The sequence below is a fragment of the Arcobacter sp. CECT 8989 genome (assembly GCF_004116715.1).
Lineage (GTDB): Bacteria > Campylobacterota > Campylobacteria > Campylobacterales > Arcobacteraceae > Halarcobacter.
This window is the reverse complement of record NZ_PDKE01000003.1, coordinates 91,871-105,226: the sequence shown is the minus strand read 5'-3', so window position 1 is coordinate 105,226 and position 13,356 is coordinate 91,871. Positions and strand designations below refer to the sequence as shown.

15 protein-coding genes and 1 other RNA gene are annotated in these 13,356 nt (G+C 28.9%); 7 read left to right on the top strand and 9 right to left on the bottom strand.

Annotated elements, in window-relative coordinates; genetic code table 11:
• Nucleotides 1–73 precede the first annotated feature (73 nt).
• Nucleotides 74–901: a flagellin gene (locus CRV02_RS04040; RefSeq protein WP_129089265.1), complete on the top strand. Its 828-nt coding sequence runs from the start codon at nt 74–76 to the stop codon at nt 899–901.
• Nucleotides 902–923: 22 nt separating this feature from the next.
• Here the strand turns inward: CRV02_RS04040 and CRV02_RS04035 are convergent, their stop codons facing one another.
• The 6 genes from CRV02_RS04035 to CRV02_RS04010 form a co-directional block, all read right to left on the bottom strand.
• Nucleotides 924–1,451, bottom strand: a complete 528-nt coding sequence (locus tag CRV02_RS04035) for a glycine zipper 2TM domain-containing protein (RefSeq protein ID WP_129083418.1) — start codon at nt 1,449–1,451, stop codon at nt 924–926.
• 38 nt (nt 1,452–1,489) lie between these two features.
• Nucleotides 1,490–1,792 carry a c-type cytochrome gene (locus tag CRV02_RS04030; protein WP_129089264.1) on the bottom strand — a complete coding sequence of 101 codons (303 nt, stop codon included), beginning with the start codon at nt 1,790–1,792 and terminating at the stop codon, nt 1,490–1,492.
• Between the two features lie 71 nt (nt 1,793–1,863).
• The gene (locus tag CRV02_RS04025; RefSeq protein ID WP_129089263.1) at nt 1,864–2,196 is read right to left on the bottom strand and encodes a hypothetical protein; all 333 of its coding nucleotides are present in this window, start codon (nt 2,194–2,196) and stop codon (nt 1,864–1,866) included.
• Nucleotides 2,184–3,377: a HAMP domain-containing sensor histidine kinase gene (locus CRV02_RS04020; RefSeq protein WP_129089262.1), complete on the bottom strand. Its 1,194-nt coding sequence runs from the start codon at nt 3,375–3,377 to the stop codon at nt 2,184–2,186. Before CRV02_RS04020 ends, CRV02_RS04025 begins: the two co-directional genes overlap by 13 nt.
• On the bottom strand, nt 3,334–4,002 hold the full coding sequence (locus CRV02_RS04015) for a response regulator transcription factor (protein WP_129089261.1): 669 nt from the start codon (nt 4,000–4,002) through the stop codon (nt 3,334–3,336). Before CRV02_RS04015 ends, CRV02_RS04020 begins: the two co-directional genes overlap by 44 nt.
• On the bottom strand, nt 4,002–4,223 hold the full coding sequence (locus CRV02_RS04010) for a DUF1104 domain-containing protein (RefSeq protein ID WP_129083413.1): 222 nt from the start codon (nt 4,221–4,223) through the stop codon (nt 4,002–4,004). The genes CRV02_RS04015 and CRV02_RS04010 overlap by 1 nt, the downstream gene beginning before the upstream one ends.
• A 93-nt stretch (nt 4,224–4,316) precedes the next feature.
• Here CRV02_RS04010 and CRV02_RS04005 point away from each other — a divergent pair, with 93 nt between their 5' ends.
• The 4 genes from CRV02_RS04005 to CRV02_RS03990 all read left to right on the top strand — a co-directional run bounded on the left by CRV02_RS04005 (nt 4,317) and on the right by CRV02_RS03990 (nt 7,622).
• Nucleotides 4,317–4,604 (top strand): hypothetical protein, encoded by a 288-nt coding sequence (locus CRV02_RS04005; protein ID WP_129083412.1) that lies wholly within the window; start codon nt 4,317–4,319, stop codon nt 4,602–4,604.
• Nucleotides 4,605–4,612: 8 nt separating this feature from the next.
• Nucleotides 4,613–6,379, top strand: coding sequence for an ABC transporter ATP-binding protein (locus CRV02_RS04000; protein WP_129089260.1), 1,767 nt, complete (start codon nt 4,613–4,615; stop codon nt 6,377–6,379).
• A 79-nt stretch (nt 6,380–6,458) separates the two neighbouring features.
• Complete coding sequence (locus CRV02_RS03995; RefSeq protein ID WP_129089259.1) at nt 6,459–7,085, top strand: hypothetical protein; 627 nt, start codon at nt 6,459–6,461, stop codon at nt 7,083–7,085.
• Nucleotides 7,086–7,211: 126 nt separating this feature from the next.
• Entirely contained in the window at nt 7,212–7,622 is a 411-nt protein-coding gene (locus CRV02_RS03990; protein WP_129083409.1) for a hypothetical protein, read from the top strand.
• A 28-nt stretch (nt 7,623–7,650) separates the two neighbouring features.
• Here CRV02_RS03990 and CRV02_RS03985 read toward each other — a convergent pair whose 3' ends face one another.
• The 3 genes from CRV02_RS03985 to lolA all read right to left on the bottom strand — a co-directional run bounded on the left by CRV02_RS03985 (nt 7,651) and on the right by lolA (nt 9,424).
• Nucleotides 7,651–8,403 (bottom strand): endonuclease, encoded by a 753-nt coding sequence (locus CRV02_RS03985; protein WP_129089258.1) that lies wholly within the window; start codon nt 8,401–8,403, stop codon nt 7,651–7,653.
• Between the two features lie 140 nt (nt 8,404–8,543).
• Nucleotides 8,544–8,871: RNase P RNA component class A (rnpB, locus tag CRV02_RS03980), an RNA gene on the bottom strand.
• A 25-nt stretch (nt 8,872–8,896) separates the two neighbouring features.
• Complete coding sequence (gene lolA / locus CRV02_RS03975) at nt 8,897–9,424, bottom strand: LolA-like outer membrane lipoprotein chaperone (RefSeq protein WP_129089257.1); 528 nt, start codon at nt 9,422–9,424, stop codon at nt 8,897–8,899.
• A 96-nt stretch (nt 9,425–9,520) separates the two neighbouring features.
• On the opposite strand from lolA, the gene secA reads away from it, so the two are divergent.
• Nucleotides 9,521–12,139 (top strand): preprotein translocase subunit SecA, encoded by a 2,619-nt coding sequence (gene secA / locus CRV02_RS03970; protein WP_129089256.1) that lies wholly within the window; start codon nt 9,521–9,523, stop codon nt 12,137–12,139.
• A gap of 1 nt (nt 12,140) precedes the next feature.
• Nucleotides 12,141–13,349 (top strand): ABC transporter permease, encoded by a 1,209-nt coding sequence (locus CRV02_RS03965; RefSeq protein WP_129083396.1) that lies wholly within the window; start codon nt 12,141–12,143, stop codon nt 13,347–13,349.
• Nucleotides 13,350–13,356 lie beyond the last annotated feature (7 nt).

The following is a 13,356-nucleotide window of genomic DNA, read 5'->3' as shown; positions in this document are numbered from 1 at the left end:
ACTAATTCTTAGGCTTAATTTTACTTTAAACAAAGGAGTAATACAATTTGTTATATACCGTAAGGAGGTAGTTATGCAAATCAATAATGTACAACTTGACCAATCGCCTTATTTAAATTTAAATCAATCACTAAATAAAATCTCTTCAGGAAAAGAGATTAATAGTGCAGCAGATGATGCTTCTTCTTTATCAATATCTGATAAACTAAGAACAGAAGCAAGTGGACTAACTCAATCTATTGATAATGTAAATAGTGGTTTAGCTTCACTTCAAATTGCTGATAAATCTATTAGTGAGCAATCTAATATTTTAGATACAGTAAAAGAGAAGCTATTACAAGCATCTACTGATACTACTTCTCAACAAGGAAGAGATCAAATATTAACAGAAATCAAAGACTTGTTACAAAACTTTGATAATATTGCTTCTAACACTAATTATAACGAGCAAACTTTGTTACAAAATGCTAGTGAAGACAAAGCAGCAAGTCAAAGTCAACAGTTTCAAGTAGGAACATCTTCTGAAGATATAATTGAAACAGACTCTATTCAATCAAATACAGTAGGAGTTGGCTTAGAAAGTTTAGTTAATCAAGAGCCTTCTTCTTTTGATGCAAGTACTGCAAGAGCTTACTTAGGGGATGTAGATGAAGCATTAACTAAATTAAATGATTATAGAGGAGATTTAGGTTCTGTTCAAAATCAGCTTCAAAGTTCAGGAAGAAACTTATTTACACAAGTTACATCTACAAGAGAAGCTGGTTCTACAATTGCTGATTTAGATTATTCTAAAGAGATAAGTGATTTTAACAAACAAAATATTTTAGCTCAGATAGGAGCTTATGGAGCAGCTCAATCAAGCAATATAAATCAAAATATTGTTACAAGACTACTTACTTAAAGCTAGGGATAAATCCTTAGCTTTAAAAACTTATTGAGTGAGTGATTCTAATTCTTTTCTTAGGTCTTTTTGTAACTTTATAATGTTCTACACCATTGTAAACAAAGTAGTTTTTGTATCCAGTTATAACTTTTCTTTCAACATTTTTATAAGTATCATAGCATTCTGTTCTTGTTACATATCTATAATCTGCATTAGATGAAGAGTTATAGTTATTTCTAATCTCATGGGCAACTTTACCACCTAGAAGACCACCAACTATTTGAGCTGCTACTCTACCATTACCTTTTCCAACTTGACTTCCTAAAACTGCCCCAGCTGCTACACCAACTAATGTATCAATTCCAAGACTATCATTTCTTACATGTGAACCCTGATCATAATGTCTAACTCTTTTTCTTACCTTATCACATTGTCTTTGAGGCTCTTGTTCATATACATACTCATAAACTGGTTCAGAATATCTTACTTTTGCAAAATCATGAAATCTATCACCACCTGCAAAAAGTGAACTTACTAAAAGTGTTGTTGCTAATACTAACTTTTTCATAATAAAACCTTTTAAGACCTAAAATAAACTTTAGGTCTCTATTTTAAGCTACTGATATGTTCAGCAACTGCTTTAATATCTGCATCTGAAAGTCTTGTAACTTGACCTTTCATTACACCTTTCATAGGTCCTCCATAAGAACCATCTTTATATCCTTTTAAAGCTGCGACAGTTTTTTCTACATCCCAACCTTTAATAACAGCAGATTTTCCTAAACCTGCTTTTTCAGCATTTGCACCATGACACCCTGCACATGAATTATAAATTTTAGCTCCATCACTTGCAAATAAAGATGTTCCTGCAATTACTGCTAAGCTCATTAAGATTTTTGTAGTTTTCATATCATACTCCTTAATTTTTATAGAAGAAGTATAAAAGTTAATCGTGAAGTGATTGTGAAGATTTTATTTTACTATTTTAGTTTTCCGAACACTTTATATTTATCCCAATAAATATCTAAAGCTTCAGCAAGTTGTTTTTCATCTAATTTTGTAGCTTTTTTTACTCCAAACCTCTTTATAAAGGCTTCTGGCATAATAGTAGTCTCTTTAGTCGGATTATTTAAGTAAGTAGTCATAGCCTCTTTTACACTACGTTCACTACTATATTTTAAAAGATATCTATAAAAGTATTTATCAATTGATACAGGCAAACTTTTATGACAAGATACACAATTGTTTTCGTAAATATCATTTGCATTTAAAAATAAGGCTAAAGAAAAAAGAGTAAAAACTATTTTTGCCATGTTACTTCCATTTTTGTTCCAATTTTTTCTTGAGATTGAACATTTATTTTAAGATTATACTCTTTTGCAATCATAGAAACAATATTTAAGCCTATTCCAAAGCCCCCTACACTCTTATCAAATCGTGTATACCTCTCAAATAGTTGCTCAACTTGAGTTTGGCTCATGCCTTTTCCACTATCTTCAATTATTAAGCTATTCTCTTGTAAAGAGACTTTTATTTGTCCTTTTACTTTATTGTATTTTATTGCATTTGAAAGAAGATTATCTATTAGTTTTGATATTTTTTTATTATCACAAAAAATAAATATATCTTCTTTTATAGAAGTTTTTATCTCTATTTTTTTAACATCAGCAAGGGTTTTAAAGTAATCAACCCTTTGTCTTACTATTTTTGAAAGATTTATATTCTCATCTTGAGAAATGATTTTATTATTTAATGTAAGGTAAGTTAAGTCTTCATAGATATTAGAAATAGTTTTAGCTCCTGTATCTATTCTTTTTATTTTTCTAGCTAACTTTTCATCTAAAGAATCAATATCTATCATCTCTACATTTGTAATTACAGCAGAAACAGGAGTATTAAGTTCATGGGTTGTATCTTTGATAAATCTATCAAGCAAGTGTAATGCATCTCTCATTGGTTTTAAAAATAGCTTTAATAAAAAATACCCAAAAAAGACCATAAAAGCAAAAGCTATTAAAATAAATAGTGCAATCTCTTTTTTTAAGTTCTCAAACCAAAGTAAATCATCTTTGATTTCTAAGACCACATACTTTGCACCTAAATAGTATGATTCAGGTTGCTCAACAAAGTGTATTTTAGAATCAGTTGTATAAACTTCACTATTAAAATCTACATTTTGAGACTCTAAAGTTGAGAAAATAAGTTTTCTATCACTATCATAAATGGCAGAATTGAAGTTTTCATCCCTTGGATAAAACTTATATTTATCAAAGTTGATATGTAAATCTTTTAATCTAAATATCAATTCACTAGAATAATCTTGCATTGAAGCTCTTTTTTGTTGAAGCATCAAATCTTTTTGAAACGAGTAATACAAAAATGAAATAAATAGCAATATAACTATTGTAAAAAAAGAGTATAAAGTTAAGAAGCCTAAAAGTGTCTTCTTCTCACTTTGAGTTAAATCTATATCCAAGCTTTTTAAGACTAACAATTTTATCTTTTCCTACTATTTTTCGTAAGTTTTTAATATATGTTCGAAGTGAGTTATCACTTGGTTCCTCATCATAATCCCAAACATTCTCAAGTATTCGTTCATGAATAAGTAGTTCATCACTATTTTGTAAAAAGAACTTTAATAGCCTAAGCTCTTTAAAGTTTAAAGGAACAATTTCATTATCTTTAATTAGTTCATTTGTTTGAGTATTAAACTTTACATTTTCAGTAATATCAACTAACTCTTGTTTTTGAGAATACTCTCTTTTTATAATTGTTTGAACTCTCAATAGCAATTCTTTTAATTCAAAAGGTTTTCTAATATAGTCATCACAACCACTTTCAAAACCTTCTTCTAAAGAGTCCATAGAGTTTAAAGATGTAATAAATATTGCTGGTGTTTTATTTCCTTCACTTCGAACTTGCTTTAAAAGTTCAAAGCCGTTCATTGAAGGAACATTTACATCAAGTAAGAAAAGATCAAAATTTTGCTCATAAATAAGCTCATTTGCTTCATCACCATCATAAGCAGGAACTACATTAAAACCTTGCTCTTCAAAATAATCAACTATAGTCTCGCTAAGTGTTAAGTCATCTTCAAGAAGTAATAGTCTAGTTTTCATTATCTTTTCATCTTTTTTAAGTTCTTTTGATACATAGTTTTTTCTTTTGGAGTCATAGTTGAAATTCTACTTCTTAATTCATTTTCAAATTTCTTTTTATTTTTATTATCAACATAACCCATAATTGAAATAAGTTCTTGAGTACTCATCTCTGAGAAGTTCTCTGCATGTGCAAATGTAGCGAAAAGTGCAATAATTAAAATACTTAAGTGTTTTCTCATATACTATTCTCTTAAATAATTTTTGATATGATAACATATTAATTGTAGAAAAATCGTAAACGAACTATTATAAAACATAAAAAAGAGAGATATATGAAAAAAACACTACTACTTTCTATTTTTGCATCAGTTATTTTGTCAGGATGCTTTGGTGGACAACAAAAAGAAGAGACATGGACGTCATTGATTTATCCAGATAAAGCAAATGAAAAAAGAAGTAAAAAACATGGAGTTTACAAAACTTTAGAACAATGCCAAGTTGAATCAAAAAAAGAGTTAGACAGACTAGAGTTAAGTACAAGAGGTACTTATCAATGTGGATTAAATTGTGAATACCACGAGGGAATGAAATTAGATATTTGCGAAAAACTTAGCAAATAAACTCTTAAATGCAAGAAATAAATCTAAAATACCTTTTTAAACTACTACTTGAAAACAAGAAAGCACTTATTCTTGGTCAAGTAGTGACAATCATTGCTATTGCTATTAGTGTTCCTATTCCATTAATGCTACCTGCGTTAGTAGATGAAGTACTTTTAAATAAGCCGGACTTTTTTTTAAATACAATCAACTCTAATATTGGAGCTGGAAATGCCTTTTATTATATAGCTATTGTAACTGTAGCCGTTATATTATTAAGGTTTTTACACTTTATTTTTAATGTCATCACAACAAAAATATTTACTAAAATCTCAAAGTATATAACTTTTGAAATAAGAAAAAAAGCAATTAAACATCTTGAAAAAGTATGCATGAATGAGTATGAAGGCTTAGGAAGTGGTTCTATTGCAGCAAACTTAGTAACTGATGTAAATACTTTAGATGACTTTATTATAAAAGGAGCTAGTAAATTTGTAGCTTCAGTTTTAACACTTATTGCTGTATCTATTGTAATGATAGCTATTCATCCGGTATTAGGATTGATGATTTTATTAATTCAACCAATCATAATGCTTATTTCAAAGAAAATAGCAAAAAAAGTTGGAGTTCTAAAAAAAGAAGAGAACCAAGCAATTGAAGAGTTTCAAAATGATATTGGAGAAACTTTAGAACTATTTGGACAAATAAAAGCAAGCAATAAAGAAAACTACTTTTTTGAGAACTCAATAACAAAAGCTAACAATATAAAAAATACTTCAAATGAATACAACTATAAAAGTGTTGCCTATGAAAGATTTTCATTTACTGTTTTTTTAGCCTCTTTTGAAATCCTTAGAGCCTCTGGATTACTTATGGTTGCATATAGTGACCTTAGTATTGGTATGATGTTTGCTATGTTTGGATACATTTGGTTTATTATGACTCCTGTACAAGATATTCTTTCTATGCAATACTCATATACAACTGCTAGTGCTGCTATGAAAAGAATAAATAAAATATTTACCCTAAAAAAAGAGCACACAGGAAAAGAAGTACTAAAAAAAGATACAAACATACATATAAAGATAGAGAATCTAAACTTTTCATATAATAAAGATAAGAAAACTTTACAGGATATCTCTTTTGAAATTAAACCTAAAGAGAAAATAGCCCTTATTGGAGCAAGTGGAAGTGGCAAGACTACACTAAGCCAACTAATTGCAGGGTTCTATGAAAAGAACTCTGGAGATATAAAATATAATGGTATTAGTAGTGATAACATTGACAAGAAATCATTACGAGAGTCTATATTCTTAGTTTTACAAATGCCCATACTATTTAATAACACCCTTAGATTTAATATAACAATGGGAAATGAAAACATTAGTGAAGAGATGATTTTCAAAGCTTTAGAAGTAGCTCAATTAAAACACACTGTTGAAAATATGCAAAATGGTTTAGATACTATTGTTGGAAGACATGGTATTAGACTTAGTGGAGGACAAAGACAAAGGCTATCTATTGCTAGAATGATTATTGCAAATCCTAGCATAGTTATTTTTGACGAATCTACCTCTGCACTTGATGTACATACAGAAGCAAAACTATTTAATGATTTAAAAGAGTTTTTAAAAGATAAAACTGTTATAACAATTGCCCATAGACTAAGTACTGTAAAAAATGCAAATAAAATCTATGTTTTAAATGATGGAGAACTAGTTCAAAGTGGAACCCATGATGAATTAGAAGAGGAAGAAGGTCATTATTTAGATTTTGTAAAAAAACAATTAATATAAAGGATAAGTTATTATTTACTATTTAACTTTAGAAGATTTACAAGATGAAGAAATATTAAATAAGCATATTTATCCTAACATGAAAGAGAACTACTACTGGAGTGATGACTTATCTTGTGAGTTCTATATTGAAGCCGCTAAAAAAGGATTCATTACTACTTCTATGTATCATAAAGAAGAGTTTGTTTTACTCCCTGAAATACAATTTGACTATGCTGTACTACATTTTGATGATATTAAAGTCCCTAGAAAAGTAAAAAAATTGATAAAGGAAAATAACTATATTCTTGATATAAGTCAAAATCTTGAAAAAGTTTTAGACAAAATAAATGCTTACCATCCCAATTCATGGTTAACACAAGAGTATATAAACATATTAAATAACATTAAAATTAATTCTAGCTTATATGAAAATTTTAATTTATTTAGTATAGAATTATACGAAAAAAATGACAAAAAACTCATTTCTGGAGAGATTGGCTACCAAATTGGCTCAATTTATACATCATTATCTGGATTTACTACAAAAAATAAAAAATATAACAATTGGGGAAAATTACAATTGGTTCTATTAAATGATTATTTGAAAAGTAATAATTATAAAATGTGGAATTTAGGGCATCCACAGCTACAATACAAGACTGATTTAGGTGCAAAAATTTATAATAGAAAAGAGTTTCTAGAGCTCTGGAATAAAAACAAATAAGACACTTTCTTATTATATTTGTCACATTTTTAAAAATTTGAAAAGAATTGTCTCACAATTGTCTCAATTTTAAGCTTTCCTATAATTATATGTGTTATAATTAAAATAAAAATATGAGGTGTTATTATGAGCAGCAATATTACAATAGATTTAACAAAAGAAATGGAAAGATTTCTAAAAAGTAAAGCAAGAGAGTTTAACTTACCTCTTGAAGAGACTTTAAAAGAGATTTTAAGCCAACAAGTTGATAGTAGAATTGATCTTGGAAAAGGTTTCTACTATGATAAAGTTCTTAAAAAAGTTTTTGATAGAAAAAATGTTGATGTGGGTCTTACTAAAACACAAATGAACATTTTCCATACTATCTTAAAAAGCCAAGGAACAATTGTTGATGTAGAAACAATTAAAAAGAATGCTTGGAAAGATAAAAATACTTCTATCTTTACATTAAGAAATATGATTAAACAAATAAGAGATAAAACTTATTATGGTTTAATTAAGAGTCATTCAAGTAGAGGTTACTCTGCAGGATTCTAATATTTAGACACTTTTGTGTCTAAATATTTTATTTTACAAAGGGATTCTTATTACCTTGATATTTAGAAATAAGATTATTTCTTTTTCTTTCCCAATTATCTACTGGGTCAAGTTTATCCCAAGCTATAAATAGTTTTTTATCTTTTTTAGAAATTTTCATTCCATACTGCTTTTCAAAATAAAAATATGTTCTAGCAATATTTCCTTTTATATTATCTGCTGGTTCTGCAACTCTTCTTTTAAAATCTACTTCAAAATCAATTGCCTCACCATAAAATCTTTTTTCTCCATCAATAAAGCCATATCTAAAGTTTGATCTATCTGCATTTAATTCCCCAATTACTGGAACTAAATTATGCATATCTGCTTGCATCAATCGATATTCTTTATTTACTTTTGTACAACATCTTCTTCCTTTGTACTCTTTACCACTCTTTTTAACACAAGCTTCATTTCCCTCTCTCCAGCAAGCAAATTGTCTTCCAAAGTTTTCAGCAGGAATTACATGCTCCCACTCTATTCTTCTTGCTCTTTGATTTTTTTTGCCCTTTTTTGTGTACTCATTTCTAGGTTTATATCCACAACTTTCTCTTAATATCATGTTTGATTTATCTTTATAGTTATAGTTACAATTTCCATAAAAGGTAGTTTGATTTGATTTATATACTTTTTTCATAAGCTTTTTTGTTTTTGAAAAAGATTCAATAGTTTCATTTGCATTAAGAGATATACTCACTAATAGATAAGATGTTAATAAAAAAACTTTTTTTGTAAAATTCATATTTTCTCCAAAATAATGTGACGATAATGTGACTGGAATTTTACAAAAGAAAGTTTAATTTAGTTCAACAGCTGTATTTATAGTAGTTTTAGAGATTGATTTTTTTGTTATTTTTGTTTATTTTAAAATTAGTAAGAAAAAAATAAGGCACAACGGTAAGCTGGATTTTGTTTTTGACAATAATTTATCTAGTTGCTAAATTACTTAAGCAATCTTGCGAAGAACATAAGCGTGAAGCTTATTACCAAGCTCTTCTTGCTGCTGGTTGGGTTTACATAGCCACTAAAATTACTTAAAGTGCTGGTAGGCTCTTACCCCACCCTTTCACCCTTACCAATAAAATTGGCGGTTTACTCTCTGTTGCACTGTCCCTTAGGTTACCCTAGCCATTCTTTAAATGGAACCATGCTTCACTGCAGCCCAGACTTTCCTCTTGAAAAGCTTTCAAGCTATTGTCTGTTGTACCTTGGGCGAAATAGTAGCTAAAAAATGTTTATTTTTTTATAATATCATAGTGACTTGGAGGAATAAATCTAAAAAAGTCTTCTGGAATCTCTTGATTTTGAACTACATTTGTAAATTTAATAACAATAGAATTATCTAATTCATCTTTATATGAAACTTGTTTTATTTTATTTTCATCTATTAAAATTTCATATTTTCTATTATAAAAGAAAGATTCATATTTGTTTTCTGATAACTTCTTTGAATCTTGCAGAATACTTAGAATATTCAACTCCTCTTTTAAACGTGTATAGATAACCTGCTCTAACTCAGGTTCATCAATAACAACAATATCATTTAATAAAAATACATTCTTCTCAATTGGAGAAAGATATTTCCATAATACTCTATCATTATTTTTTATAAATACTTTTCCCTCATAAGAGATAGCCTTACTTGATTCATTGGTAACTGTTTGAGTAAAATCTGCTTGAAAAGTTTTAATTTCTTTTAATTCATCTACCGCTAATAAATTTGAAAATGTAATTATCCCAAATAGTAAAAGTTTATAAACCATTTTTTAACCTTGTTTTTTATATAATCTTTCGATTATAACGAATACCAAATTAAACTAAATGTATGGCGAAGGATTTGGTAAAAAGGAATTTATTTTATGATTAATATGTTTTCAAAAATTTTTGGCACATCAAATGACAGAGAAGTAAAAAGATATAGAAAAAGAGCTAATCAAATCACTGCTTTAGAAACAACATATCAAGCTATGAGTGATGAAGAACTACAATCTGCTTTTAATGCTTTAAAACAAAAAGTTCAAAATGAAGAAGTAAAACTAGAAGAAGTTTTAAATGACTCTTTTGCAATTACAAGAGAGGCTAGTAGAAGAACTCTAAATATGAGACACCATGATGTTCAGCTAATTGGTGGAATGGTTCTAAACGATGGTAGAATTGCAGAGATGAAAACAGGTGAAGGTAAAACATTAGTTGCTTCTTTACCAGTTATTTTAAATGCAATGACAGGAAAAGGTGTTCATGTTGTTACAGTAAATGACTACCTAGCAAGTAGAGATGCAAAAGAGTTAGAACCTTTATACAACTTTTTAGGTTTCCAAGTTGGAGCTATTACTGGTGATTTAAAAGATGATGAAGCAAGAAAAGAACAATACAATGCTGATATAACTTATGGTACAAACAATGAGTTTGGTTTTGACTATCTAAGAGATAATATGCATTATGACTTAGAAGAAAAAGTTCAAAGACAACATCACTTTGTAATCGTTGATGAAGTTGACTCTATTTTAATTGATGAAGCAAGAACTCCTTTAATTATTTCTGGACCTACTAATCATAAAAGTGCCGATTATGTAAAATCACAACAAATTGCAATGCAATTAGAAAAAGGTGAATTAATTGAGCCTAAAGACCCAAGTGAAAAGCCATACTCAACTGGTGACTTTACAGTTGATGAAAAAAATAGATCAGTTTTATTAACAGAACAAGGTATTGAAAAAGCTGAAGGATTATATGAAGTAGATAACTTATACTCATTAGAGAATGCAATGTTATCTCACAACCTAGATCAAGCTTTAAAAGCAAACTATATTTTTGAAAAAGATGTTGATTATGTTGTAAAAGACAATGAAGTAATTATTGTTGATGAGTTTACAGGAAGACTTAGTGAAGGAAGAAGATTCTCGGAAGGTTTACACCAAGCTTTAGAAGCTAAAGAAGGTGTTACTATTCAAGAAGAGTCTCAAACTCTTGCAGATATCACATTCCAAAACTACTTTAGAATGTATGACAAGTTAGCAGGTATGACTGGAACTGCTCAAACTGAAGCAACAGAGTTTGCAGAGATTTATAACTTAGATGTTGTATCTATTCCTACAAATGTGGAAATTCAAAGAATTGATAGAAATGACTTAATTTTTAAAAGTGAAGTAGAAAAGTTTGATGCTGTTGCTAAAAAGATTAAAGAGTACCATGAAAAAGGACAACCTGTTCTTGTAGGTACTGCTTCAATTGAAAAATCTGAGCACTTAAATAAACTATTATCAAAATTAAAAATTCCTCATACAGTATTAAATGCTAAGCAACACGAAAAAGAAGGTAAGATTATTGCAGATGCTGGACAAAAAGGTGCAGTAACAATTGCTACTAATATGGCTGGTAGAGGTGTTGATATTAAACTAAATGAAGAGACTTTATCTTTAGGTGGTTTAGCAATTATTGGTACTGAAAGACATGAATCAAGAAGAATTGATAACCAACTAAGAGGAAGATCTGGTAGACAAGGTGACGTTGGTGAGTCTCAATTTTACCTTTCACTAGAAGATAACCTTCTTAGAATCTTTGGAAGTGATAAGATTAAAGGTATCATGGAAAGAATTGGTATTGAAGAAGGTGAACACATCGAATCAAAAATGGTTACAAGAGCCGTTGAAAATGCACAGAAAAAAGTAGAATCTATGCACTTTGAAAGTAGAAAACACCTACTTGAATATGATGATGTAGCAAATGAACAAAGAAAAGTAATCTACGCATTTAGAAATGACTTATTAAACCCTGATTATGATATCAACTCTAAACTTGATGAAAATAGAGCTGAATACATTCAAAACCTTCTTATGAATGCAGAAATTATTGATGGTATGCCATCAGAAGACTTCAATTATGAGTTTATTATTACTAAATTCAAAGAAGAGCTTAACTTATTAGTAGAGAAAGAGGATATTGTAGCTGAAGATTATCCTGCATTAGAAGAAAAACTAATCTCTATTATCAAAGAAGTATATGAGCAAAAGATGAGTGTTGCAGCTCCTGAGCAAAAAAGTGAAATAGAGAGAATTCTTTATTTACAAATTCTTGATAAAGCTTGGAGAGAGCACTTATACTCTATGGATACTCTTAAAACTGGTATTGGACTTAGAGGTTATAACCAAAAAGACCCATTAGTTGAGTATAAAAAAGAGTCTTATAATATGTTTATTGAGCTTATTTCAAATATTAAAAATGAGATTATCAAAGTATTATTTACTGTTCAACTACAAAGCCAAGATGATGCACAAAAAGAGAGAGAAGCTTTAGAAAAGATGAAAGCTGAAATGGAAGAAGCTAATGAAGGTGCAATTACAAACCTTGAAGAACAACAAATTCTTTCAAATGAGAAAAAAATAGCTAGAAATGAACCTTGTCCTTGTGGAAGTGGTAAAAAATATAAACAATGCCATGGAAAAAGTGGACCTAAAAGAGGTTTAGTGGCAGGAAACTAATTTGAATAAAGAATTAGTAAATTTTATTGTCAAAAAGTATCTAAAGTTTGACAAAAAAAATCCTTTTATATCAATAAGTGCCATTTTGGCATTTATTGGTGTTGCAATTGGTGTTATGGTTTTAATCATAACTATGGCAATAATGAATGGAACTGCTAAAGAGTTTGAAAACAAACTTTTTACAATGAACTATCCCCTATCTATCTATCCTAAATTTCAAAACAGTGTTGATAATGACCTTCTTAAATCTTTAGAAAAAGAGTTTCCTAATTTAAAATTTTCTCCATATTTAAGTTCGCAAGTTATACTTCAAAGTGGTGAATCTATGAATGGTGGTATGATTTTTGGAGTTGACCCAAAAAGAGAAGCTCCTATTAACTCTATTTATGAAAAAGCTGTAAAAAATCTAGAACTAGATAAATATGATATCGTAGTTGGTAATGGTATTAAAGAGAACTTGTATTTAGCACAAGGAGAGAAAGTTACTCTTTACTTTACTTCTTTAAGTCCTACTGGTCTTTCAATGATGCCAAAACTAAAAAGATTTACCTATGAAGGTTCATTTAAATCTGGTCTTCATGCCTATGATAAAACTTATGTTTATACATCTATAGAAGCCTTACAAACTCTTCTTAAAAAGCCTAAAACTATTTATGATGGGATTCATGTTTATTCTGATAATGCTATGAAAGATATTAAACCCTTAAAAGAGTTTTTAGCTTTAAATGGTGGAGCTGGAGTTGTTGGATGGTGGCAACAAAATGGAAACTTCTTTGCTGCAATGGAAATGGAGAAAAAAGCTTTATTTATTGTTTTAATGCTAATTATCCTTGTTGCATCACTTAACATCATCTCTTCTTTACTTATGACAGTTATGAGTAGAAGAAAAGAGATTGCCCTACTTTTATCTATGGGTGCAACTTCTAAAGAAATTAAAAAAATATTTTTAAAACTAGGAACTATTATTGGGTTTTCTGGGATTATAATTGGTATAGGTTTAGGTTTCCTAGGTATGTGGATTCTTGATACTTTTGAAATTATTTCCCTACCTGCTGACGTTTATGGAACATCAAAACTACCATTAGACCTTTCTACTTTTGATTTTGTATCAATTGTAATTGGAGCCGCAGTTATTGTTTTAATCTCTTCATACTATCCAGCTAAAAAAGCTACAAACATTGATGTTATCGATGTTTTAAGAAATGAGTAGAATTTTT